The 22,219-nt window shown below is 49.8% G+C and carries 17 protein-coding genes; 16 read left to right on the plus strand and 1 reads right to left on the minus strand.

Annotated elements, in window-relative coordinates; genetic code table 11:
• The first annotated feature begins 1 nt into the window (after window position 1).
• From Q0R57_RS06405 to Q0R57_RS06480, 16 genes are all read left to right on the plus strand, one after another.
• A complete protein-coding gene (locus Q0R57_RS06405; protein WP_294744883.1) occupies window positions 2-598 on the plus strand; it encodes a nucleotide exchange factor GrpE in 597 nt (198 codons plus the stop codon).
• A gap of 41 nt (window positions 599-639) precedes the next feature.
• Entirely contained in the window at window positions 640-1,803 is a 1,164-nt protein-coding gene (dnaJ, locus tag Q0R57_RS06410) for a molecular chaperone DnaJ (protein ID WP_294744887.1), read from the plus strand.
• Window positions 1,804-1,840: 37 nt separating this feature from the next.
• Window positions 1,841-3,154, plus strand: coding sequence for a folylpolyglutamate synthase/dihydrofolate synthase family protein (locus tag Q0R57_RS06415; protein ID WP_294744891.1), 1,314 nt, complete (start codon window positions 1,841-1,843; stop codon window positions 3,152-3,154).
• Between the two features lie 96 nt (window positions 3,155-3,250).
• Window positions 3,251-4,342, plus strand: a complete 1,092-nt coding sequence (locus Q0R57_RS06420) for an aldose epimerase family protein (protein ID WP_294744894.1) — start codon at window positions 3,251-3,253, stop codon at window positions 4,340-4,342.
• Window positions 4,343-4,440: 98 nt separating this feature from the next.
• Window positions 4,441-5,685 carry an MFS transporter gene (locus tag Q0R57_RS06425; RefSeq protein WP_294744896.1) on the plus strand — a complete coding sequence of 415 codons (1,245 nt, stop codon included), beginning with the start codon at window positions 4,441-4,443 and terminating at the stop codon, window positions 5,683-5,685.
• Window positions 5,686-5,737: 52 nt separating this feature from the next.
• Window positions 5,738-6,901: a galactokinase gene (galK, locus tag Q0R57_RS06430; protein WP_294745111.1), complete on the plus strand. Its 1,164-nt coding sequence runs from the start codon at window positions 5,738-5,740 to the stop codon at window positions 6,899-6,901.
• Window positions 6,902-6,951: 50 nt separating this feature from the next.
• Complete coding sequence (locus Q0R57_RS06435) at window positions 6,952-7,383, plus strand: hypothetical protein (protein ID WP_294744900.1); 432 nt, start codon at window positions 6,952-6,954, stop codon at window positions 7,381-7,383.
• A 27-nt stretch (window positions 7,384-7,410) separates the two neighbouring features.
• The gene (locus Q0R57_RS06440; RefSeq protein ID WP_294744903.1) at window positions 7,411-8,649 is read left to right on the plus strand and encodes a GH25 family lysozyme; all 1,239 of its coding nucleotides are present in this window, start codon (window positions 7,411-7,413) and stop codon (window positions 8,647-8,649) included.
• 11 nt (window positions 8,650-8,660) lie between these two features.
• On the plus strand, window positions 8,661-9,941 hold the full coding sequence (locus Q0R57_RS06445; RefSeq protein WP_294744904.1) for an HD domain-containing protein: 1,281 nt from the start codon (window positions 8,661-8,663) through the stop codon (window positions 9,939-9,941).
• 45 nt (window positions 9,942-9,986) lie between these two features.
• Window positions 9,987-11,021: a UDP-3-O-(3-hydroxymyristoyl)glucosamine N-acyltransferase gene (lpxD, locus tag Q0R57_RS06450; RefSeq protein ID WP_294744907.1), complete on the plus strand. Its 1,035-nt coding sequence runs from the start codon at window positions 9,987-9,989 to the stop codon at window positions 11,019-11,021.
• Window positions 11,022-11,027: 6 nt separating this feature from the next.
• Entirely contained in the window at window positions 11,028-12,410 is a 1,383-nt protein-coding gene (locus Q0R57_RS06455) for a bifunctional UDP-3-O-[3-hydroxymyristoyl] N-acetylglucosamine deacetylase/3-hydroxyacyl-ACP dehydratase (protein ID WP_294744910.1), read from the plus strand.
• A 3-nt stretch (window positions 12,411-12,413) separates the two neighbouring features.
• On the plus strand, window positions 12,414-13,184 hold the full coding sequence (lpxA, locus tag Q0R57_RS06460; protein WP_294744914.1) for an acyl-ACP--UDP-N-acetylglucosamine O-acyltransferase: 771 nt from the start codon (window positions 12,414-12,416) through the stop codon (window positions 13,182-13,184).
• On the plus strand, window positions 13,181-14,077 hold the full coding sequence (miaA, locus tag Q0R57_RS06465; protein WP_294744917.1) for a tRNA (adenosine(37)-N6)-dimethylallyltransferase MiaA: 897 nt from the start codon (window positions 13,181-13,183) through the stop codon (window positions 14,075-14,077). The genes lpxA and miaA overlap by 4 nt, the downstream gene beginning before the upstream one ends.
• Window positions 14,074-16,491, plus strand: a complete 2,418-nt coding sequence (locus Q0R57_RS06470; protein ID WP_294744920.1) for a transglycosylase domain-containing protein — start codon at window positions 14,074-14,076, stop codon at window positions 16,489-16,491. The genes miaA and Q0R57_RS06470 overlap by 4 nt, the downstream gene beginning before the upstream one ends.
• A gap of 368 nt (window positions 16,492-16,859) precedes the next feature.
• On the plus strand, window positions 16,860-17,390 hold the full coding sequence (locus Q0R57_RS06475; protein WP_294744923.1) for a T9SS type A sorting domain-containing protein: 531 nt from the start codon (window positions 16,860-16,862) through the stop codon (window positions 17,388-17,390).
• Window positions 17,391-17,406: 16 nt separating this feature from the next.
• Entirely contained in the window at window positions 17,407-20,724 is a 3,318-nt protein-coding gene (locus Q0R57_RS06480) for a RagB/SusD family nutrient uptake outer membrane protein (RefSeq protein ID WP_294744926.1), read from the plus strand.
• A gap of 86 nt (window positions 20,725-20,810) precedes the next feature.
• Here the strand turns inward: Q0R57_RS06480 and hisS are convergent, their stop codons facing one another.
• Window positions 20,811-22,199 carry a histidine--tRNA ligase gene (gene hisS, locus Q0R57_RS06485; RefSeq protein ID WP_294744929.1) on the minus strand — a complete coding sequence of 463 codons (1,389 nt, stop codon included), beginning with the start codon at window positions 22,197-22,199 and terminating at the stop codon, window positions 20,811-20,813.
• Window positions 22,200-22,219: the final 20 nt, after the last annotated feature.

Here is a 22,219-nt window from a genome sequence, read left to right on the forward strand (position 1 = left end):
TATGACAGAAAAAGATATCAAGATTGAAGACGAAGAGACCCTGAACGAGGAAAACGCTCAGGAGACTGACAATACGGCAGATACTGAGGATGTAAAAAATCCTGAGGAAGAAGCCAGTAGTTCGGAGGAGTCAGCAGAAGCCGACATCGACCCGCTGGAGGCTGCCAAGGCTGAGATTGAGTCGCTGAAGACGCAGATGCTCTATAAGAACGCCGAGTTCGACAACTACCGCAAGCGTACGCTGAAAGAGCGTGCCGAGCTGATTCTGAACGGTGGCGAGAAGACCATCACCGCCCTGCTGCCCGTCATCGACGATATGGAGCGTGCCATTGCCAACGGCGAGAAGACTGACGATCCGCAGGTGCTGCGCGAGGGCATGCAGCTCATCTATCAGAAGCTGATGAAGGCACTCGAAGCACAGGGTGTCAGCAAGATCGAGACTGACAATACCGACTTCGACACCAGCTTGCATGAAGCCGTAGCACTGGTGCCTGGTATGGGTGACGATAAGAAAGGCAAGGTCATTGACTGCATGGCTCCTGGCTATAAGTTGAACGACAAAGTAATTCGCTACGCCAAAGTAGCTGTAGGACAATAAAAGTGAAAGTTGAGAATTGAAAGTTGAAAGTTGACAATTAAATGGCACAACAGAAACGAGACTACTACGAGGTACTGGGACTAACTAAGACGGCCTCGGAAGATGACATCAAGAAGGCATACAGAAAGATTGCCATCAAATATCACCCTGACAGAAACCCTGGCGACAAAGAGGCTGAGGAGAAATTCAAGGAGGCCGCAGAGGCCTATAACGTGCTGCACGACCCACAGAAGCGTCAGCAGTACGACCAGTTTGGATTTGCAGGACCTACAGGCGGCGGATTCGGAGGCTTTGACGGCTTTGGTGCCCAGATGAACATGGACGACATCTTCTCGATGTTCGGCGATATCTTTGGAGGACACGGCTTTGGAGGCTTCGGAGGTGGTCGTTCATCACGTCCACAGCAACACAGAGGCAGTGACCTGAGACTGAAGGTGCGCCTCACCCTGCAAGAGATTAACACGGGTGTCACCAAGAAGTTCAAGGTGCGCAAGGATATTGCCTGCAGCCATTGTCACGGCACAGGTGCCGAGGATGGTAGCGGTCGCGAGAGTTGTCCTACGTGTCACGGCTCTGGTGTTATCACCCACACCACACAGAGCATCTTCGGCATGATGCAGACGCAGGGCGTATGTCCCACCTGTCATGGCGAAGGTCAGATTATCAAGAACAAATGTCACGAATGTGGCGGCACTGGCGTCACAAAAGGCGAGGAGGTTGTGGAAATCAACATCCCTGCTGGTGTGGCAGAAGGTATGGTAGTCAACGTACCTGGCAAAGGTAACGCAGGACATCATGGCGGCATAGCAGGAGACATTCAGGTTTATATCGAGGAGGAAGAGAACAATACCTTCGTTCGTGACGGTAACGACCTGATATACAATCTCTTGTTAGACTTCCCTACAGCAGCACTTGGAGGCGAGGTAGACATTCCCACTATCGACGGAAGGACGCTGAAGGTGAAGATTGACAGCGGCACACAACCTGGAAAGACGATGCGTCTGAGGGGCAAGGGCCTGCCCGCAGTACAGGGTTACGGCAGTGGTCATGGCGACCTGGTGGTGAACATCAGCGTGTATGTGCCCAAGACACTGTCGAGCGAAGAGAAGAAAGCCATCGAGGCCTTCAAGGACAGCGACAACTTCAAAGGCGACAAGCTGACAAAGGACAGCATCTTCCAGCGTTTTAAGAACTACTTCAGTTAATTAAGACTGAGAGGCGAGAACTTACAATAAAGGGGTTATGAATTATCAAGAGACCATAGATTATCTGTTTAGCAGGACAACCAGCTACGAGAATCAAGGGGCTACAGGCTACAAGGAAGGTCTGGACACCTCGTACAAGCTCGACGAGCATTTCGGACATCCGCATGAGAGTTTCCGCAGTATTCACGTTGCCGGCACCAACGGCAAAGGATCGGTGGCACACCTCATTGCTGCCGAACTGCAGGTAAGTGGCTATAAGGTAGGTCTCTACACCTCACCCCATCTGATTGATTTCCGCGAGCGGATACGCATCAACGGCACACCCATCGACGAAGATTATGTGGTAAAGTTCGTAGAAGAGGAAAAGGAGTTTTTCGAGCCCCTGAACCCCTCGTTCTTTGAGCTGACCACAGCGATGGCATTCAAATACTTTAAGGAGAAGAATGTGGACATCGCCGTCATTGAGGTGGGGCTGGGAGGCAGACTGGACTGCACCAACATCATCACCCCAATTGTCAGTATCATCACGAATATCTCACTCGACCACACACAGCTGCTGGGCAGCAGTCTGGAGCAGATTGCCTTCGAGAAAGGCGGTATCATCAAGAAAAATGTGCCCGTCATCATTGGTGAGGCAAAACCCGAGACAAGAGCCGTGTTCAGCGCTCTGGCCAGCGAGATGCAGGCACCTATTTATTTTGCAGAGGACGAACAGGAGATTGTTTCGTCAGAATTGAAAGGTGAGTACATCCACTATAAAGCCGCACATTTAGGAGAGTTTGACTGTGAGTTGACAGGTGAATACCAGCCTCGCAACATGAATACGGTGGTGGTGGCCATGCACCGTTTGGTGGAGATGGGCTATCTGGCAGACTGCATCGATGAGAAAAACAATCACCTGATTGCAGAGGAGATGAGCAATGCCTTCAAGAACGTGACGAAGATTACAGGACTCATGGCACGATGGCAGACGGTCAGGGAGAACCCAAGGGTTATTTGCGACACAGGACACAACCCTGGCGCATGGGAATACCTGGGTAAGCAACTGGAGAGTCTAAACTGTCAGAAACTGCGCATCATTTTCGGCATCGTCGAGGATAAAGACATCTATGGTGTGATGGCTCTGCTGCCCAAGAATGCCACCTATTTCTTCACCAAGGGTTCTACCAAAAGAGCATTCCCAGAAACGTCATTAAAGATTTTTGGTGAACAATTTGGGCTGAAAGGCGAATGTTACCCCACAGTGATCGAAGCATACCAAGCTGCGATGCAAGGTGCTACTAGTGAAGACGTTATCTTCATTGGAGGCAGCACTTACATCGTCGCAGATTTTCTCAAAACACGTATTTAGGTGTTTTTAACACCAAATTTTTACCGATTTGTTTGCACAAGTCGGTATTTTTTTGTTACTTTGCAACAAGAATACTTTAACTAAAAACATATTAGTATGGCAAACGTAACAGAAAATGCGAATCTCTGTGGTCTGAAGCGCGAAGACTTCCAGACCACTATCAATGGTAAGAAAACCGATCTTTTCATCCTGCGCAACCGTAAAGGTTACGAAGTAGCAATCTCAAACTATGGCGGTGCTATCTGCGCCATCATGGTGCCCGACAAAGACGGCAAAGTAGGCAACGTGATTCAGGGACATGCCAACATTGAGCAGCTGATGAGCGGCAACGAGCCTTACCTGTCGACACTTATCGGTCGTTGGGGCAACCGTATATGCAAGGGTCAGTTTACACTGAACGGCAAGGAGTATCAGGTGGCCATCAATAATGGTCCCAACCACCTGCACGGCGGTCTGAAGGGCTTCAACGCCAAGGTATGGGATGCCCGTCAGATGGGTCCCCGCTCGCTGGCTCTGCATCGTGTATCTTCTTATGGTGAAGAGGGTTACACTGGCGAGCTCGACGTCACTGTGGAGTTCACCTTCACTGACAACAACGAGCTGGTGCTGGAGTATCTGGCTACCACCAACAAGAAGACCATCGTGAACCTGACACATCACGCCTTCTTCTCTATTGCTGGCACCGCTGATCCCACACCTACGATTGACGACATCATCTGCGAAATCAACTCTGACTTCTATCTGCCCACCGACGACACCGCTATTCCTACTGGTGAGATCCTGAAGGTGGAAGGCACACCATTCGACTTCCGTAAGCCAAAGGCTATCGGCAAGGAGATTGATGCTGATAATGAGCAGATTAAGTTTGGTAACGGATACGACCACAACTATGTACTCAATAAGAAAGAGGAAGGCGAGCTGAGCTTCGCTGCCAAGCTGACAGACCCCAAGAGCGGACGCACACTGGAATGCTGGACCACAGAGCCTGGCATGCAGCTGTATACAGGTAACTACCTGAACGGCTACAAGGGCGCCAACGGATGCACATTCCCACGTCGTTCGGCCGTATGTCTTGAGACTCAGCACTTCCCCGACTCACCCAACCGTCCTTACTTCCCCAGCGTAGTATTGAATCCTGGTGAGCGCTACAAGCAGAAGACAATTTACAAATTCGGCATTGCCGAATAAGAAGTGAATATTGAGATTTGAGGTTTGAGATGAGTCTATAAGACCTATCGGAGCCTCAAATCTCAACTCATAATAACTAAATCATAAAACAAAGAAAAATGTCACAAAAACAAACTCCGAACTATCTGTTCCCATTGATTATTGTGTTCATCGTGTGCTTCCTCATCGGATTCATCACGACCATGAACAACTCGATGATTGCCTTCCTTTCTGAGGCTTTCAACCTGTCTGCCCAGCAAGGCCAGTATGTTAACACAGCATTCTATGGAGCCTATCTGCTGGCTATCCCATTTGCTATGTTGATGAGCAAGATTGGCTATAAAGGAACTTTGTTGCTGGGTCTTGCCGTTGCTGGCATTGGTTTCGTCATCAACTCATTTGGTATCAACTGGGCTATTGGTGCTGGAGCCAACGTTTACATCGTATTCCTGCTGTCTATGTGCATCGTAGCAATGGGTGTGGTGATGTTGCAGAATGTGGCCAATCCTTATGTAATGGTGCTTGGCAAACCTGAGTCTGGTGCTTTCCGCATGACACTGTCACAGGCTCTTAACTCAGTAGCCACCACTGTTGCACCTATTTTTATTACGACAGTCATCATTGCTGGTCAGGTTCCTACGCCTGATGCTGTTCCTGGACCGTTCTTGGGTCTTGGTATCTTCACTCTGATTATCTGCGGCATTCTAGTATTCCTGAAGTTGCCGAAGATTGACGAAGGCAAGCAGGCTGAAGAGGAAAGCGGAGAGAAGAAGGAGTACAAGTCAAGCGTCTTCAAGTATACACATGTATGGCTGGGTGCCCTCGCCATCTTTATGTATATGGGTGTAGAAATTGGTGTTCCCTCTATGCTCCCCTACCGTTTCTCACTGCTCTATCCCGACATGAATCCTGCAGAATGTGCCGCTCTGGCAACAAACTATCTGGCATTCTACTGGGGCGGCATGATGGTTGGACGTTTCATCGGTGCTGGTATCCTGACCAAGTTCGAGCCTCGTAAGTTGCTGACAGCTTGCTTGTGTCTCGGTGCAATCTGCATCGGCCTGTCGCTGATCTTTGCAACTTCGATGATTGGTATCTGGTTGATGCTGGCTGCTGGCCTGTTCCACTCTGTGATGTGGCCTCTCATCTTCAACCTCGGCCTACAGGAGCTTGGTCCTCACACCAAGGCTGCTTCTGGCGTCATCAACACAGGTGTGATTGGCGGTGCTCTGCTGATGCCTGTGATGGGTGCCATCGTTGATGCCGCTGGTGTAATCGTTGCCCTTTGCGCCATGTTCGTGTTCTACGCCTACATCATCTGGTTCTGCAACTGGGGCAGCAAGATTGGCATCAACGTCAAGTAAGACATATTACCTATTACTAATAATAACAAACAAAAAACACTATTGAATTATGATGGACATTGAATTTGTAAGAAGTCGCTTCATCAAGCATTTCGACGGAAAGACAGGAAATGTGTATGCATCTCCTGGTCGTATTAACCTGATTGGTGAGCACACCGACTATAACGGCGGATTTGTATTCCCAGGAGCAGTAGACAAAGGTATTATCGCCGAGATGCGTATCAACGATACAGAAGACACTGTGATGGCATACGCTATCGACCTGAAAGACCGCGTGGACTTCAAGTTGAGCGACCCTGATGGTCCTAAGGCTTCTTGGGCCCGCTATATCTATGGTATCTCTTTGGAGATGAAGAAGTTGGGCGTTCCCGTAAAGGGCTTTAACATTGCCTTCGCTGGCGATGTGCCCCTTGGCGCTGGTATGTCGTCAAGTGCTGCTATGGAGAGCTGTTTCGCCTGTGGTCTGAACGACCTCTTCGGCGACAACAAGGTGTCTCAGTGGGATATGGTGCTGGCTGGTCAGGCTACAGAGCACAACTACTGCGGCGTGAACTGCGGTATCATGGACCAGTTTGCTTCTGTATTCGGCAAGGCAGGCTGTCTGATGCGTCTGGACTGCCGCAGCCGCGAGTTCGAGTACTTCCCATTCAAGCCCGATGGCTACCGTCTGGTATTGCTCGACTCAGTAGTTAAGCACCAGTTGGCTGGCTCACCCTACAACGATCGTCGTAACTCTTGCGAGAACGTGGTGAAGCACATCCAGGCCAAGCACCCCGAGGGCAAGTTCGAGACCCTGCGTGACTGCACATGGGAACAACTGGAGGAAGTAAAGGCCGAGGTAGGCGAAGAGGACTACAAGCGCGCTAAGTTCGTGCTGGGCGAGAAGGACCGCGTACTAGCTGTCTGCGATGCTCTGAACGAAGGCGACTACGAGAAGGTGGGTGAGATGATGTACAAGACTCACGAGGGTCTGTCAAAGGACTACGAGGTGTCTTGCGAGGAGCTCGACTTCCTGAACGACATTGCCAAGGAGTGTGGCGTTACTGGTTCTCGTATCATGGGTGGCGGCTTCGGCGGCTGCACCATCAACCTGGTTCGCAACGATCTCTACAAGCAGTTCATCGAGACTGCCAAGCAGAAGTTCAACGCTAAGTACGGGCATGAGCCAAAGGTCTATGACGTAGTCATCGGCGACGGTTCCCGCAGACTTTGCTAATATTAAAGAGCCCCCTGAGAACTTTTTCAGGGGGCTTAAATTTTACTCTTATGTTTCAAATAGACCGTTCATACATCGACCGCATATCACTCGAATCCATTCAGGGACATATCTGGGACATTCGCACAGACCACAAAGACGACCCTACCCTGCCCAAGATTCAGAACTATAACATCAAAGAAGAAGACTTTGAAGCCTATCTGGAGAAGAAGCAGAAATTCGAAGACTTCAAAGACTCCTGGCGTCGCTATCGCTACATGATTCTGGGTCTGGCATTCGTCGTTCCTGTAGCGCTGTTCAGTCTGCTGGTAAAAGACTCCAACATGGCTGTCTACGCCTATGCCACAGGATTCCTGCTGTGTATGCTCATCTACCTTGTGTACCTTCTATTGGAAGCCATCAAAGCTAAACCGTTTCGTAATAATCCTTACGAAACATTCATCAAGGCGCTGCTTTCCTGGGAAGCAGCCCAACGCGAATAACGTATCCTGAATTCTCTTCATTCCCGCATGCGATACCTCTGGATACTGATAGCCTCGATGTTCCCGCTTTTAGGATATGGTGACGCCCTTAGTCAACGCCGCCAACTCATCATGGGCGAACTGGAGTACTATCTACAAAGACATAATGTGGTGGATGAAGGGTTTGACATGGTGGCACGTTTTGCCAAAGAAGGCGACTCTACCCTGACAGCCTATATGCCTCATGGCAACCTGGTGTTGACTAACGCCTTTGCCATATTGAAACGCAAACGTGAAGGGAAGCAGGTTCTTAAAGACCACAACGGCCGCATCATCATTGGCACATTCCGTAACGACACACTAGTCAGCGGCATCCGCATCGATCCTCAGGGTACCTACGCAGGACAGTTCAATCGTCATTTAGAAGCCTGCGGACACGGCTCCTACCAGAAAGCCGACGGAACCTATTATGAGGGACATTGGGAGGAAGACCGTCAGCACGGATTCGGCTTCTGCGTATCGACAACCAACCTGAGAGCCGGACAATGGAAACGAGGACGTTTCCTGGGCGAACGGATGCAATACACCACTGAACGTATCTATGGCATCGACATCTCACGCTATCAGCACGAGAAAGGCCGCAAGCGTTTCAATATCAACTGGAAGCAGCTGCGTATCACCCATTTGGGACGACGCATCAGCGAGCAACGCATCAATGGTGAGGTGGACTATCCCGTGTCGTTCGTCTATATCAAATCGACAGAAGGCATCTCCATCAACAACCGCTATTTCGATGCCGACTATTTGAGTTGTCACAAATTAGGCATCCCTGTTGGTGCCTATCATTTCTTTTCCACTCGACAAGACCCGTCATCGCAAGCCAGTCACTTCCTGAAGCACACCAGCTTCAGAAAAGGCGACCTGCCGCCGATGCTCGACATAGAACCCAGCGATGCCCTCATCGAACAGATGGGTGGTGCCGAGGTGCTGTTCAAGAATATCCGTATCTGGCTGAAAAGCGTAGAACGAGCCACTGGAGCCCGTCCCCTACTCTACGTCAACCAGCGCTTCGTCAACACCTATCTCGACAAAGCCCCTGACCTGAAGCGCGACTATCACTTTTGGATAGCCCGTTATGGCGAGTATAAGCCTGACATCCACCTGGACCTGTGGCAACTCAGTTCAGACGGTGTGGTGCGAGGCATGCAGGGTACTGTAGACCTGAACGTGTTCAACGGCTATCAGGGACAATGGGAAGAATTCCTACGCGAACAAACGATAAAGTAACTACCACAGATATGAGTGAAACAAAAATCATCAACGACCCCGTATTCGGATTCATCAAGATACCCCGCGGACTGCTTTACGACATTGTGCGCCATCCGCTGTTTCAGCGTCTCAACCGCATTAACCAGTTAGGATTGGCATCAGTGGTCTATCCAGGAGCCCGACACACGCGCTTCCAGCATTCGTTGGGCGCCTTCCATCTGATGAGCGAAGCCATCCTCTCTCTGCAGCAGAAGGGACAGTTTATCTTCGACTCCGAGGCCGAAGCCGTAGAGGCAGCCATCCTTATGCACGATATTGGTCACGGTCCGTTCTCTCATGTACTTGAAAACACGCTGATTTCAGGTATCTCCCACGAAGACATCTCGCTGTTGATGATGGAACAGATCAACCACGATCTAGGCGGACGTCTTAACTTAGCCATCTCCATCTTCAAGGACGAGTATCCCAAGCGTTTCCTCCATCAGCTCATATCCAGCCAGTTGGATATGGATCGTTTGGATTATCTGCGTCGTGATTCGTTCTTCACAGGCGTCACAGAAGGAAACATCGGCTCTGCACGTATCATCAAGATGCTCAATGTTGTTGACGATCGACTGGTTGTTGAACAAAAGGGAATTTACTCTTTGGAGAACTATCTGACTACCAGACGGTTAATGTATTGGCAGGTGTATCTTCACAAGACTGCTGTAGGTTATGAGAAAGTATTGGTCAACATGCTCACTAGAGCTAAGGATTTGGTGAAAAAGTGGAAAGAGGAGAGAGGAAAATGGAAAGAGGAAAATGGAGAGAGGAACGAGAATAGTCCAATCACTAATCATGTGTCGCCCGCTTTGGCCTACTTCCTTGAGAACGATGTCGACGCCCGCTGGTTCTCCGAGCACCCCGAAGCTCTGCAGATGTATGAAGAGCTCGACGACTCCGACATCTGGAGTGCTATGAAAGGCTGGAAGCACTCCAACGACAAAATACTCTCCACGCTGGCCACCGACATGCTCGACCGTAAGATATTCAAGGTAGAGGTGCACGAAGAGCCCATCACCAACGAACGTATCGATGCTTTGCAGACAGAGATAGCTCAGAAAATGGGTATCGACAAGCAGGATGCCCACTATCTGATGAGTGTCAATCCCATCCAAAAAGATATGTATTCCATCGATGATGACTCTATCGACATTTTGTACAAGGATGGTACCATAAAAGACATCTCAGAAGCCTCTGAGATACTGAATGTGGCGTTACTTTCTAAAAAAATACGAAAATATTACCTTTGTTATCAGCGTTTTCAATAAAATTTGTTATCTTTGCACCCTACAAAGCAAAACTGAATCATTTATATGGAGTTTACAGCTAAACAAATTGCCGAATTCATCAACGGCCGAGTGGAAGGAGACGAAAACGCCGCCATCCACACCTTTGCAAAAATAGAAGAGGGACAGCCTGGTGCTATCTCGTTTCTGTCAAACCCCAAATACACACACTTTCTATACGAAACGAAGTCTACCATTGTTCTGATAAATGAAGACTTGGTGTTGGAACAGAAAGTCTCAGCCACTCTCATTCGCGTAAAGAACGCCTATGAGTCTGTGGCTAAGCTGCTCCAGCTCTATGAATCCATGAAGCCCAAGAAGACTGGCATCGACCCACTGGCCTCAGTATCACCAAAGGCTACCATTGGTCAGGATGTCTATATCGGAGCCTTTGCCGTAATCGGCGATGGTGCCGTCATTGGCGATGGCACTCAGGTTTATCCCCACGTGGTTATCGGCGATGGCGTTAAGATGGGCGCCAAATGTCTCATCTATCCCAACGTCACCATCTATCAGGGCTGCCGTTTGGGAAACAATGTTACCATTCACGCTGGTTCGGTGATAGGTGCCGATGGTTTCGGATTCGCTCCTAATGTGGATGGCTACGATAAGATTCCACAGATTGGCATCGTGATTATAGAGGATAACGTGGAAATTGGTGCCAACACTTGTGTTGACCGTTCTACGATGGGTGCCACGGTGATCCACAAGGGTGTGAAACTCGACAACCTCGTTCAGGTAGCCCACAACGTGGAAGTTGGTGAAAACACGGTGATGTCTGCTCAGGTAGGCATCGCAGGTTCCACAAAGGTTGGTTCATGGTGTATGTTTGGTGGTCAGGTTGGTGTGGCAGGCCACATTACCATTGGTGACCACGTCAACCTGGGTGCCCAGTCAGGTGCACCTGGTAGCATCAAGCCTAACCAGACGCTCATCGGAACACCTCCTATGGAGCCTACGCCCTATTTCAAGTCACAAGCCATCTTCCGTCGTCTGCCTGACATGTATAAGGAGCTGAGCGCCCTGAGAAAAGAACTAGAAGAATTAAAAGCAAACAAATAATCAAGTATGAAACAAAAGACTCTGAAAGGCAGCTTCTCGCTTTGCGGCAAGGGCTTGCACACTGGATTAAGCCTCACAGTGACGTTTAATCCTGCCCCAGAGAATCATGGTTATAAGATTCAGCGCATCGACCTTGAAGGTATGCCCATCATCGACGGTGTGGCTGAAAACGTAATAGACACACAGCGCGGCACCGTGCTGGGCAAAGGCGAGGCTCGCGTCTCTACTGTAGAACATGCCCTCTCTGCCCTCTATGCCCTTGGTGTTGACAACTGTCTCATTCAGGTCAACGGTCCTGAGTTCCCCATCCTCGACGGCTCTGCCATCCAGTATGTGGAGAAGATTCAGGAGATTGGCATTGAAGAGCAGAACGCCCCCAAGGACTGGTACGTCATCCGCAAGAAGATTGAGGTGAAGGATGAGGAGACCGGCTCCTGCATCACCATCCTGCCCGACGAGCAGTTCTCGCTTACCACGATGTGCTCGTTTGAATCGAAGTTTATCAACAGCCAGTTTGCCACACTCGACGACATCACCAAGTATGCCACCGACATCGCAGCTGCCCGTACCTTCGTCTTCGTACGCGACATCGAACCCCTCATTCAGGCCAACCTCATCAAGGGCGGCGACCTGGATAATGCCATCGTTATCTACGAACGTCAGACCACTCAGGAGCGCCTCGACATGCTGGCTGACATGCTGCATGTAGAGCATCGTGACGCTACTGACCTGGGCTACATCCAGCACAAGCCCCTGCAATGGGAAAACGAGTGCACACGCCACAAGTTGCTTGACATTATCGGCGATATGGCCCTTATCGGCAAGCCCATCAAGGGTCGCATCATTGCAACCCGTCCCGGACATACTATTAATAATAAGTTCGCGCGTGAGATTCGTAAGGAGATTCGCAAACACGAGATTCAAGCACCTGCTTACGACCCCAACGAAGAGCCTGTAATGGATGTGAACCGTATCCGTGAACTGCTGCCCCACCGCTATCCCATGCAGTTGGTCGACAAGGTCATCGAGATCGGTCCCAACAGCATCGTTGGCGTGAAGAATATCACCTCTAACGAACCCTTCTTCACTGGCCATTTCCCACAAGAGCCTGTGATGCCCGGCGTTCTTCAGATTGAGGCGATGGCGCAATGTGGCGGTCTGCTGGTGCTTAACAGCGTTGAGGAGCCCGAGCGTTGGTCAACCTATTTCATGAAGATCGACGGAGTGAAGTTCCGCCAGAAGGTAGTGCCTGGTGACACCTTGATTTTTAAGGTCGACCTTCTGGGCCCTGTGCGTCATGGTATCTCCAGCATGCACGGCTATGTCTTCGTAGGCGACCACGTAGTATCTGAAGCCACATTCACTGCACAAATAGTAAAGAACAAATAATATATGAATCAAATACATCCATTAGCTGTCGTCGATCCAGAAGCCAAGTTAGGCGACAACAACATTATTGGCCCATTCTGCGTGATTAACAAAGACGTGGTCATTGGCGACAACAACAAATTCCTCAACAACGTGACCATACATGATGGTGCACGCATCGGCTCTAACAATGAGTTCTTCCCAGGTGCAAGCATTGCCACCAAGCCTCAGGACCTGAAGTTCCAGGGCGAGATTACTACCGCAGAGATTGGCGACAACAACAGCATCCGTGAGAATGTGACAATCAGTCGTGGCACAGCATCAAAGGGAAAGACTGTTGTTGGCAACGGCAACCTGCTTATGGAGAATATGCATGTAGCTCACGACTGTGTCATCGGCAACGGTTGTATCATCGGTAATTCTACCAAGTTTGCTGGAGAGGTAGTGGTTCACGACTTTGCTATCATCTCTGCCGAGGTGCTCGTTCACCAGTTCAACAACATCGGCGGATATGTCATGATTCAGGGTGGCACTCGCACCAGTCAGGATGTCCCGCCTTATGCAATGGCAGGTAAAGAGCCTATCCACTTTGCAGGCATCAACCTTATCGGTCTGCGCCGTCGCGGTTTCTCTAACGAGACTATCGAGAAGATTCACGATGCCTATCGCATCATCTATGCCCGTGGCATTCTAAAGGACGGTATCGCCGAGGCTCGCGCAAAATACCCCGACTGCAAAGAGGTAGAGTATATCTGCTCATTCTTTGAGAACTCAAAGCGTGGCGTCATTCGTTGAATAAAACGCTGATAGTCATCACAGGCCCTACGGCCGTGGGTAAAACGGAGTTGTGTCTGGACATTGCCAAAGAGCTTGGCATTCCTATTATCAATGCCGACTCCCGTCAGATTTACCGTGAGCTTAAAATAGGAACAGCCGCACCCACCGAAGCGCAACTTCGGAAGGTGCGGCATTATTTTGTAGGCACTCTCAGCCTCACGGACTACTACAGCGCATCGATGTATGAAGAGCAAGTGATGCAGCTGTTGCCCGAACTTTTCCAATCATCCGAATATGCCCTACTCACTGGCGGCTCTATGATGTATATTGACGCTGTGTGCAACGGCATCGATGATATCCCCACCGTTGACGACCACACTCGCAACACCCTGAAACAGCGGCTGGCCAACGAAGGTCTCGAAGTGCTTTGCGAGGAGCTACGCCGTCTGGACCCTGAGCATTGGGAAATAGTGGACAAAAAGAACCCACGCCGCGTGGTTCATGCGCTGGAAATTTGTCTGATGACAGGCCGCACCTACACTTCGTTTCGCACCAACGCCCACAAGGAGCGCCCATTCCGCATTATCAAGATTGGACTGAATCGCGAGCGCGACGTCATTTACGACCGCATCAACCAACGTGTGGATCAGATGATGTACGACGGTCTGCTTGACGAGGCTCGCAGTCTCTATCATCTACGCCATCTCAACGCCCTCAACACTGTGGGCTATAAAGAGATGTTTACCCATCTCGACGGCACATGGACACTCGACGAAGCCATTGAGCGCCTCAAAGGCAACACGCGCCGCTATGCTCGAAAACAGCTCACCTGGTTCAAACGTGACCCACAGATGCAATGGTTCTCGCCCGACGAAAAACAATCGATTCTTTATCAAATCACCAAACAATGAAATACATCAAACAGATTATAGGTATGACCTGGAAGGGTCTTAAGACAATCATCAGTTGGTACGTCCATCTCTTCAAAGGCCGTCCCTGGTATGTTAAGATTCTCTCTGGCGTCGTCTCGCTTATCGTGGCGATACTGCTCTATCTCGGTGCCGTCGATATCAACTTCTTCGGTCTCTTCGGCAAGTCGCCCAGCATGAGCACTATCCTCAATACGCGCCCTGCTCAGGCTTCTGAGATTTATAGTGCAGATAGCATCATGATTGGAAAGTTCTTCAGCGAGAACCGCACACCTGTAAAGTACGAGGATGTGAACCCCATTTTCTGGACAGCTCTCATCGACACCGAGGACGAGCGTTTCTACCATCACTATGGTGTGGACTTCCAAGCCTTTGGTGCTGCGTTGAAAGACTATGTGGTGCATGGAGATGCCCGTGGTGCTTCGACTATCACGCAGCAGCTGGCCAAGAACCTCTTTCGTGTGCGTACCGAATATTCTACAGGACTGTTGGGAAACATCCCTGGCATCAAGATGCTCATTATGAAGACCAAGGAATGGATTACCGCCACCAAGCTCGAGATGAACTTCAGCAAGGAGGAAATCCTTACTATGTATGCCAACACGGTGGACTTCGGCTCCAACTCGTTCGGTATCAAAACAGCCTGCAAGACCTATTTCGGCACTACACCCCAACAGCTCACCACCGATCAGGCCGCTATCCTCGTGGGAATGCTTAAAGCCACCACTTATTACAACCCACGCCTCAACCCTGAAAACAGCCTCAACCGCCGCAATGTGGTATTGGGCAATCTGCTTAGCCATAACCACATTTCTCAGGCTGAATACGACTCGCTCTCGGTACTGCCCATCACCCTCGACTATAGCGTAGAAAACGCCTACGATGGCCAAGCCACCTATTTCCGCGAGGCCCTGAAAGACTATCTCAGCGACTGGTGCCACGAAAATGGTTACGATCTCTATACTGACGGTCTGAAGATTTACACAACACTTGACACTCGCATGCAGAAATATGCCGAGCAGGCCGCGTGGGAAAATATGGAGCAGCTACAGAAGAAATTCAACACCCATTGGGGCAACATGAATCCATGGCGCGACGAGCATTATCAGGAGATTCCAAACTTCATCGAGAATATTGCCAAGCGACAGTCTGTCTATAAGTATCTGGATAAGAAGTTCGAAGGTAACCAAGACTCCATCAACTATTATCTCAACCTGCCCCACCCTGTCAAGCTGTTCAGCTACGACGGCATCTACGAGACAGAGATGTCAACCCTTGACTCCATCCGTTATATGGAACACTTCATGCATTGCGGTCTGGTGGCCATCGAGCCTAAGACGGGTTATGTGAAAGCCTGGGTGGGCGACCTCGACTTCGACACTTGGAAATACGACAAAGTGACCGCCATGCGCCAGCCAGGCTCCACCTTCAAACTCTTTGTCTATACCGAAGCCATGAACCAAGGTCTCACACCATGCGACCGCCGCATGGATGCCTTCTTCAGCATGAAGGTGTGGGACGAGGAGAAGCAGAAAGAGGTGCTGTGGGCACCATCTAACGCCAACGGCTATTTCTACGACAGTAACGTCACACTCAAGTCAGCGTTTGCCCAGAGTCTTAACTCAGTGGCTGTGCGCATTGGACAGGAAGTGGGAATCGACCGCATTATCAGGACTGCCCATAAAATGGGCATCAAGAGTCCGCTTAACGATGCCCCCTCATTGGCTCTCGGTGCCAGCGATGTTAACCTGTTGGAACTTGTCAACTCCTATGCCACCGTCGTCAACGATGGCCACAGCCACGAGGCTATTCTCGTGACCCGCATCCTCGACCGCGACGGCAACGAGATATATAACGCTCCGACAGAACAACAGGAAGAAGCCATCCCCTATCGCTCTGCCATACTCATGCAGCAGATGCTCATGGCTGGTATGCGCGAACCAGGCGGCACCAGCATGAATATGTGGCGCTATGTGCGCAACTTTGCCGACACCGACTTCGGTGGCAAGACTGGCACATCGAACAATCATTCTGACGCTTGGTTCGTGGGAGTCAGTCCCAACCTAGTATGTGGCGCCTGGGTGGGCGGTGAGTATCGCGCCATCCATTTCCGTACTGGCGAGCTAGGCCAAGGAAGCCGCACCGCCCTTCCTATTTGCGGACAATTTTTCGAGTCGGTATTGAGCGACAAGCAATTCCTTCACTATCGTGGCAAATTTGCCAACCCGAAGGATGCCTCCGTCTCTGTTACCGATTATCAATGTACTGGTTTCTATTATAACCCCAATGACAGTCTCAGCATTAACAATGCCGACAGCATTGATGGTGGTAGCAACGAGTCGACTGTAGTAGATAGTACGACGCCTACAGACGAGTCAACAGCATCAGAAGAATAGGATCGTTGGTAAAGGTAAAAAACTCAAAAAACGTGCATATTTTCCGATTATTTGTGTAGAGTAGACATAAATCAAGAAATTGTGTACCCACACAGCATTTTTTTCAAAAAAAACATTAAGAAAAGTTTGCATAGTTCAAAAAGAATGCCTACCTTTGCCAACGTTATCCTGAAAACAATCTTTTTACCTTAAAAGAACTAATACCTATTGAAGATAGAAGCGATTGGCTGTGAAGCCCGTCGCTTTTGCTTTTATATGGTTTTATGACGGTCTCAAAAAGTTTTATTTCAATTATGATGGGAATTTAAATAATTTTTATTATTTTTGCAGCAGAAACCTAATATAACAATTATTTAAAACCTAGAGACATGAAACAATTCCTACTTTTCAGACTACCAACAGTCTTTCTTATGATGTTGTTCACATGGCCCAGCCTTCTGGCTCAAAAGGCCGAAACGCCCGCTCTCACCATTACCGTCAACGGAAAGGTGGTGGAACGCAAGGTGGCATCTATGACTCTTGTCAATTACTACAACGATGGTTTTCGCTATTCATCCTCCGCTCCTCGTGTGGCTTTGACATATGAAACCGACTCAGCCAGTTCCGAAGAGCCTATCGACTATATTCATCCCTATGTCTGCCGTGTGTTCTTTGGCGATGCCATCACCAACGTCAACGACCTTCGCATCTACGAGATTGTTGAGACTGACGGCAATGATCTTCAGCTACGCGGACTAAAGGAGGGCGATCTCGTTATGGTTTACAATACCTCCGGCCGTAAGTGTATCTCCACCCGTGCCGGCGCCGATGGTGTAGTGACAGATATCAGCAGTCTGCCTAAAGGAGTGTATATCATCAAGGCCGGTCAGACTGTTTTCAAGTATTATAATCGTAAATAAATAGGAGGACCACACAATGAAACGTATACTGACCATTTTCGCAACAATAGCCCTTACGGCAAGCCTTTCGGCACAGCAGTATAAGATGCGCATCACCGACAGACAAGGCCAACAGTTAACTCACGAAAACTACGTTGAGTTTCTTGAAAACAACATGGTGTCGATACCCCTCTACACATGGAACGACTCTATCAACAATTACATTTACGACCCTAACATAGTTCCTGCTAGCGAGCTGCGCCTCATTGATTTCCGTACTATGGGTAACCGCACGTGGGAACCAAATTATGCTCCGAGCATTATCAACAACAGTAACCGTCCTGACGATTTCGGCTACGGCAGCGTAATGCACATGCGCGACCTAATGACTGAGGATATGACATGCATATCAAGCAGCTACAACTGGTACAGAACCGCGCTTGAGGCAGACATGCAACCCGTTTATATCACACCCCACATTGTCTGGTTCTACTATATCGATGCCATCATGCAATGTAACGATATTATCCGCATCATTGGAGACAACCCTGCCACCGATCAGGACAAGGCTGTGCTATGTGAGGCCCTCATTACACGCGCCATGCTCTATCTCGACTTTGCCCGTATGTACGAATTCTTACCTAACGAAATGTCCAGCGGCATAACCGAGATGGGCACCGATGTCACAGCGCTCACAGTACCTATCATAGACGAGAATACCACAGCCGTCAATGGCGCCTACTATGTGCCACGAGCCACCAAGGAGCAAGTGGCCGACTTCATCAACAAGGACCTAGGCCGAGCTGACGCTATTGTGAGCATCATCAACACTGACTCGCATGAGGTGCCCCACGCCGATGTCATCTGCGGCTTGCAGGCCCGTAAGGCGATGTGGACAGGTGATTACTTCATTGCCTATAGCTATGCAAAATCAGCCATCAGTCTTTCCGACAGCCGTCCAATGACTGCCGATGAGATGCTATCGCCCAAACACGGCTTCAACGACATCAGTCGTTGGATGTGGGGTGTTCAGCAAACCAGCGAGAAGAACTGTCCTTCCAATCTTGCCAACTTTATCTCGTGGATGTCGCCTGAGTATGAGGGCTATGCAGAATTAGTACCGTCCATGATAGGCCGCAGCCTCTATGATCGCATCAGCGATAGTGACCCTCGTAAGTTACTCTTTATAGCCCCCTATAACTCGTCGCTCAGTGGAAAGACGCCGCTCAACTATAATATTTACTACGACCCCTACACTAGCGTCAAGTTCCGTCCAGCCAACGGCGAATATGAATGGTACAACGGCGCCTGTTTCACCGCCTATCCGCTGATGCGCGTCGAGGAGATGTATTTCATTCAAGCCGAGGCCTTAGCCTATAGCGACCCCGCCTCCGCACTAGAACTGCTCAACACCTTCATGCGCCAATATCGCGACTCTACCTATAGTTTCAATTCTACCAACCGTGATGAGCTTATCAACGAGATTATCCTTCAGAAACGCATTGAGTTTTGGGGCGAAGGTCAGACGTTTTTCGACGTCAAGCGCCTTAACATGAGCGTCACACGCGATTATGAAGGCACCAATTTCTATGCGAAAAGCGCTTATAACACCACAGGTCGTCCCTGGTGGATGAATATCACCATCCCCGACGGTGCATCTACATCAAACCTGGCACTCTATGGCTACGGCAACCCTCAGAACAACGAGGAGGAATTACGTATATGGGAAACACTGCGTTTCCTGCGGCCCGCCTTTCTCAACGACTTCACCGCCCTACCCATCGACTCTGTAAGCCAGGTGCTGCTGCATCTATCGGTGCCAGAAGAACTGCGTTCCCTTACCGGTTCGATAGATCTGTCGCTATCAGCTAACTTCCCTTTGGGGCAGACCGTTAAGTTGAACAGTGTCTCTACTTCTGACGAAGAAATCACAGACTTGAAGATTTCATCCAGTAGTCTGTACTCAAGCATTAAGTCCATTGCTTCAGTCAACAACATGCCCACCACTGGCCACACCAACTGCTATCTGCGTGTACGCGTCGGCAATGCCCTGTCGTCCATCCTTGTACTCCCCGTGCTCATGCCCGAAACCTTCAACTACAATAAAAACCACCATTTCTCTTACTTGCCTAGGATAACGGCTACTACTGTAGGCACTATCGACTGTGAAGCAGTAGCTGCCGACGACTCCGTCAAGGTGGTCAACATTAGCCTACAGGGCAAAGGTGATTATTATTACACCTATGGTGACATTGTTGGCGCCCTCTATTTCAACGACTCGCGCTGTAACTTTACCATCAATCCCAATGGCACCACCGACAACACGTTCAACGACTTCAATTACCGCACCTATGACATATACGATTTCATACTTGGACGCATAGCCCCAAGTCATACCTTCACCGATGGCAATGTCTCTATCAACGTGCAACGCAATGATCTCATAGGCTATGCCGTCAGCAATACCATCGATGTGAGTCTGCTGTTCAACCGCCAGCAAATTGCCGAGAATCAGTACTCATGGCGCAATTACACCAAAGACGTGTTCTTCTCAGAATTCAAACTCGAGCTCAACGTACCTGAGGTCACCATCGAGAAAGCCGAAACCGATGAAGTTCAGCTGTATCGCATCGTGGAACCTTATCAGCGCAACCACAACATCATGTTCACCGTCAAAGATAGTACCACCATCGAAGTGGCCCGTCAAATGGCCTTACACGACAACACCAGCGGCAGCGTCTATGTCAGCGGCAGTGGCCACATTACGGCCGATGGCATCTATAAGTTTGCACTTCAGTTCGTCGATTCTGTAGGCAACATCATCGCCACCTGCAATGAGCAAATTGGAGAAGTCATCACGTGGCAGACTATTGGTACAGGCACTATCCAGGAGAACTTCTGGTACGAAGAAACTGGCGCTGTCGAGATACAGATATGCGAGCAGAATCCCGAGTGTTTCCGCATCCTCAAGCCCTTCGACAACCTCAATGCCGCTATCGACTACACCACCGACGGCAGTCAGTCGCCATATATGGAAGTTACTATCCTGAAGCCTGGCCAGACTTTCAAAGGCGTCTACATCACTCAACCCGACCTCGTCTATTTCACCCCTTCCAATACGGGCTATTTCCACACCAGTTACATGCAATATGTCAGACTAATCCACGCCACCGATTATTTTGCCAATCCCACTCTGGAACACTTTCTCCATAGCCATGTATTGAGCTATCAGCCAGACGGTCATACGCCTTCCCAGATTCAGCTCGCACCTATTTATCAACTGGAAGGCATCGGAGTCTGGAATCAGTCAAATAGTGACGACATTCTCATCATCACCTTCCCAGACATTCAATAGTGTGTTGAATTACAGGAATAGAAAGTAAAAGGTGCACACGTGAATTTCCCATGTGCACCTTATATTATAATTGAATTCGAGCCGGATTATTTCAACTTTTCAATGAGCTCAGCGAGTGTGAGGAGCTGCTGCTCGCCAGTCTCCATGTTCTTAAGGGTGATCTTTCCTGCAGCTATCTCACTCTCGCCAGCGAGGACAACGAAAGGTATCTGCTTGGCGTTGGCGTAAGACATCTGCTTCTTCATCTTGGCGCTATCAGGATAGAGCTCAGCACGGATGCCAGCCTGTCGCACCTGGGCGACGATGGGCAGGCAGTAAGCAGTCTCCTGCTGACCGAAGTTGATGAAAAGCACCTGCGAGGTGGTAAGCGAGTCCTTGGGATAGAGGTCGAGGGCGTTGAGAACGTCATAGATACGATCTACACCGAAGGAGATGCCGACGCCTGAGAGTCCAGGCATACCAAAGATACCAGTAAGGTTATCGTAGCGTCCGCCACCCGATATTGAGCCCATTGGTGTGTCAAGGGCCTTGACCTCGAAGATGGCACCAGTATAATAGCTGAGGCCTCGGGCCAGGGTGAGGTCGAGTTGGAGCTCGTTGTGCAGGGTTGAACATACTGCGGCAGTACCGCAGTCTGCAGAACAGAGAGTTGAGAGAATGAAGCGGGTTTCCTCTACGCCTTTGAGGCCCGTCTCGCTATCCTTCAAGACTTCTGCGATAGTGTTGAGTTTATCCTCGTTAGTACCTTGGAGTGCGATAATGGGCTGCAACTTCTGGATTTGCTCCTCGGTGAGTCCATCCTCGCGCAACTCAGCGTTGACGTTGTCGATGCCTATTTTGTCGAGTTTGTCGATAGCAACGGTGATATCCACAATCTTATCGGCAGCACCGATGACCTCGGCGATACCTGTGAGAATCTTGCGGTTGTTAATCTTGATTTGCACGCGAACGCCAAAACGGGTGAATACCGTGTCGACAATCTGCATGAGCTCCACCTCGTTGATGAGTGAGTCAGAACCCACCACATCACCGTCGAACTGATAGAACTCACGGTAACGGCCTTTCTGTGGACGGTCAGCGCGCCACACGGGCTGCACCTGATAGCGTTTGAAGGGCAACTGCAGCTCCTCACGATGCATCACCACATAGCGGGCGAAGGGCACGGTGAGGTCGTAGCGTAGACCTTTCTCGCAAATTTTTGAGGCCAGACGCAGGGTATTGCGCTCGGTGAGTTCAGCATCCTCAATCTTATTGAGATAGTCGCCTGAGTTCAGAATCTTAAAGAGCAACTTGTCGCCCTCCTCGCCATACTTGCCCATGAGGGTCTGCAAGGTCTCCTGAGCGGGTGTCTCAATCTGCTGGAAGCCGTAGAGCTCGTAGACGCTGCGGATGGTGTTGAAGATATAGTTGCGCTTGGCCATCTCCAGGGGGCCGAAGTCGCGTGTTCCTTTGGGAATACTTGGCTTTTGTGCCATTTTTCTATTTTTACTTTTTT

Origin of the sequence: uncultured Prevotella sp., assembly GCF_946407605.1 — a bacterium.
Classification (GTDB): Bacteria; Bacteroidota; Bacteroidia; order Bacteroidales; family Bacteroidaceae; genus Prevotella.

Bases quoted from the DNA above. Each gene is read 5' to 3' on its own strand.
- Q0R57_RS06405 (WP_294744883.1), top strand. From the start codon at position 2: ATGACAGAAAAAGATATCAAGATTGAAGACGAAGAGACCCTGAACGAG.
- dnaJ (WP_294744887.1), top strand. From the start codon at position 640: ATGGCACAACAGAAACGAGACTACTACGAGGTACTGGGACTAACTAAG.
- Q0R57_RS06415 (WP_294744891.1), top strand. From the start codon at position 1,841: ATGAATTATCAAGAGACCATAGATTATCTGTTTAGCAGGACAACCAGC.
- Q0R57_RS06420 (WP_294744894.1), top strand. From the start codon at position 3,251: ATGGCAAACGTAACAGAAAATGCGAATCTCTGTGGTCTGAAGCGCGAA.
- Q0R57_RS06425 (WP_294744896.1), top strand. From the start codon at position 4,441: ATGTCACAAAAACAAACTCCGAACTATCTGTTCCCATTGATTATTGTG.
- galK (WP_294745111.1), top strand. From the start codon at position 5,738: ATGGACATTGAATTTGTAAGAAGTCGCTTCATCAAGCATTTCGACGGA.
- Q0R57_RS06435 (WP_294744900.1), top strand. From the start codon at position 6,952: ATGTTTCAAATAGACCGTTCATACATCGACCGCATATCACTCGAATCC.
- Q0R57_RS06440 (WP_294744903.1), top strand. From the start codon at position 7,411: ATGCGATACCTCTGGATACTGATAGCCTCGATGTTCCCGCTTTTAGGA.
- Q0R57_RS06445 (WP_294744904.1), top strand. From the start codon at position 8,661: ATGAGTGAAACAAAAATCATCAACGACCCCGTATTCGGATTCATCAAG.
- lpxD (WP_294744907.1), top strand. From the start codon at position 9,987: ATGGAGTTTACAGCTAAACAAATTGCCGAATTCATCAACGGCCGAGTG.
- Q0R57_RS06455 (WP_294744910.1), top strand. From the start codon at position 11,028: ATGAAACAAAAGACTCTGAAAGGCAGCTTCTCGCTTTGCGGCAAGGGC.
- lpxA (WP_294744914.1), top strand. From the start codon at position 12,414: ATGAATCAAATACATCCATTAGCTGTCGTCGATCCAGAAGCCAAGTTA.
- Q0R57_RS06470 (WP_294744920.1), top strand. From the start codon at position 14,074: ATGAAATACATCAAACAGATTATAGGTATGACCTGGAAGGGTCTTAAG.
- Q0R57_RS06475 (WP_294744923.1), top strand. From the start codon at position 16,860: ATGAAACAATTCCTACTTTTCAGACTACCAACAGTCTTTCTTATGATG.
- Q0R57_RS06480 (WP_294744926.1), top strand. From the start codon at position 17,407: ATGAAACGTATACTGACCATTTTCGCAACAATAGCCCTTACGGCAAGC.
- hisS (WP_294744929.1), bottom strand. From the start codon at position 22,199: ATGGCACAAAAGCCAAGTATTCCCAAAGGAACACGCGACTTCGGCCCC.